1 protein-coding gene is annotated in these 2,810 nt (G+C 52.1%); it reads right to left on the bottom strand.

All coding sequences use genetic code 11. The features are described 5' to 3' along the window. Positions 1–2,810 (bottom strand): beta strand repeat-containing protein (locus tag AAV96_RS00310; protein WP_046737868.1); only part of this gene is annotated, 2,810 nt, incomplete at both ends.

The following is a 2,810-nucleotide window of genomic DNA, read 5'->3' on the forward strand; positions in this document are numbered from 1 at the left end:
GGCAGTGCTGCCATCTGGGAAGGTTACCGTTACGGTTGAACCCGGTTCTGCTGTACCGGTAATCGGATCTGTTGCATTGATTGGATCAATGTCTGGTGCATTTGGTGGAGTCAAATCAATTGTGATCGTACCTGTATCAGTACCTACATTGCCTGCTAAATCAGTCGCAGTCACGGTAATGGTATAGCTGCCTTCTGCTAATGCAGCCAAGCTATTGTCTGCTAAGGTCCAAGTGCCATCACCATTGTTGGTGGCTGGATAGTTCACTCCATCTACATTGACCACGATGGTTGCTGTTGGATCATTCACTGTGCCAGTCAAGGCTGGGGTTGCATCATTGCTCAACACGTCATCGACATTCACCATTGGTGCAGTGACATCACTCGATACGGTGCCGCTGGCTGGTGCTGAGGTATTGCCTGCTGGGTCAGTCGCAGTTGCAGTAACTGTTTCTCCGTTGGTTAATCCACCCGGATTCGGTACAGTCCACGCCCCAGTCACTGGATCAGTCGTTGCTTGGGCAGTGCTGCCGTCTGGGAAGGTTACCGTTACGGTTGAACCCGGTTCTGCTGTACCGGTAATCGGATCTGTTGCATTGATTGGATCTAGTACTGGTGCATTCGGTGCAGTGGTATCAATCGTTAATACTGCAGTATCTGTTCCGACATTGCCGGCTGCATCGGTAGCCGTGACAGTAATGGTGTGCGGTCCATCCGCAAGGTTTGGCAAGCTATTGTCTGCCAAGCTCCAAGTGCCATCACCATTGTTGGTGGCTGGGTAGTTCACTCCATCTACATTGACCACGATGGTTGCTGTTGGGTCATTCACTGTGCCAGTCAAGGCTGGGGTTGCATCATTGCTCAACACGTCATCGACATTCACCATTGGTGCAGTGACATCACTCGATACGGTGCCGCTGGCTGGTGCTGAGGTATTGCCTGCTGGGTCAGTCGCGGTTGCAGTAACTGTTTCTCCGTTGGTTAATCCACCCGGATTCGGTACAGTCCACGCCCCAGTCACTGGATCAGTCGTTGCTTGGGCAGTGCTGCCGTCTGGGAAGGTTACCGTTACGGTTGAACCCGGTTCTGCTGTACCGGTAATCGGATCTGTTGCATTGATTGTATCTAGTACTGGTGCATTCGGTGCAGTGGTATCAATCGTTAATACTGCAGTATCTGTTCCGACATTACCAGCTGCATCGGTAGCCGTGACGGTAATGGTGTGCGGTCCATCCGCAAGGTTTGGCAAGCTATTGTCTGCCAAGCTCCAAGTGCCATTGCCATTGTTGGTGGCTGGGTAGTTCACTCCATCTACATTGACCACGATGGTTGCTGTTGGGTCATTCACTGTGCCAGTCAAGGCTGGGGTTGCATCATTGCTCAACACGTCATCGACATTCACCATTGGTGCAGTGACATCACTCGATACGGTGCCGCTGGCTGGTGCTGAGGTATTGCCTGCTGGGTCAGTCGCGGTTGCAATAACTGTTTCTCCGTTGGTTAATCCACCCGGATTCGGTACAGTCCACGCCCCAGTCACTGGATCAGTCGTTGCTTGGGCAGTGCTGCCGTCTGGGAAGGTTACCGTTACGGTTGAACCCGGTTCCGCTGTACCAGTAATTGGATCTGTTGCATTGATTGGATCTAGTACTGGTGCATTCGGTGCAGTGGTATCAATCGTTAATACTGCAGTATCTGTTCCGACATTACCAGCTGCATCGGTAGCCGTGACAGTAATGGTGTGCGGTCCATCCGCAAGGTTTGGCAAGCTATTGTCTGCCAAGCTCCAAGTGCCATTGCCATTGTTGGTGGCTGGGTAGTTCACTCCATCTACATTGACCACGATGGTTGCTGTTGGGTCATTCACTGTGCCAGTCAAGGCTGGGGTTGCATCATTGCTCAACACGTCATCGACATTCACCATTGGTGCAGTGACATCACTCGATACGGTGCCGCTGGCTGGTGCTGAGGTATTGCCTGCTGGGTCAGTCGCGGTTGCAGTAACTGTTTCTCCGTTGGTTAATCCACCCGGATTCGGTACAGTCCACGCCCCAGTCACTGGATCAGTCGTTGCTTGGGCAGTGCTGCCGTCTGGGAAGGTTACCGTTACGGTTGAACCCGGTTCTGCTGTACCGGTGATCGGATCTGTCGCATTGATTGGATCAAGTACTGGTGCATTCGGTGCAGTGGTATCAATCGTTAATACTGCAGTATCTGTTCCGACATTGCCGGCTGCATCGGTAGCCGTGACAGTAATGGTGTGCGGTCCATCCGCAAGGTTTGGCAAGCTATTGTCTGCCAAGCTCCAAGTGCCATTGCCATTGTTGGTGGCTGGGTAGTTCACTCCATCTACATTGACCACGATGGTTGCTGTTGGGTCATTCACTGTGCCAGTCAAGGCTGGGGTTGCATCATTGCTCAACACGTCATCGACATTCACCATTGGTGCAGTGACATCACTCGATACGGTGCCGCTGGCTGGTGCTGAGGTATTGCCTGCTGGGTCAGTCGCGGTTGCAGTAACTGTTTCTCCGTTGGTTAATCCACCCGGATTCGGTACAGTCCACGCCCCAGTCACTGGATCAGTCGTTGCTTGGGCAGTGCTGCCGTCTGGGAAGGTTACCGTTACGGTTGAACCCGGTTCCGCTGTACCGGTGATCGGATCTGTTGCATTGATTGGATTAATATCTGGTGCATTCGGTGCAGTGACATCCACACCATAGTTTTGACTATCGTTAACCGTGCTGCTATTCCTTGCCGCATCTGTGAATTTAACAGTGGCATCAATAACTTTAACTCCATCTGCCAATA

It is taken from the genome of Acinetobacter sp. AG1 (assembly GCF_001005525.1).
Lineage (GTDB): Bacteria > Pseudomonadota > Gammaproteobacteria > Pseudomonadales > Moraxellaceae > Acinetobacter > Acinetobacter modestus.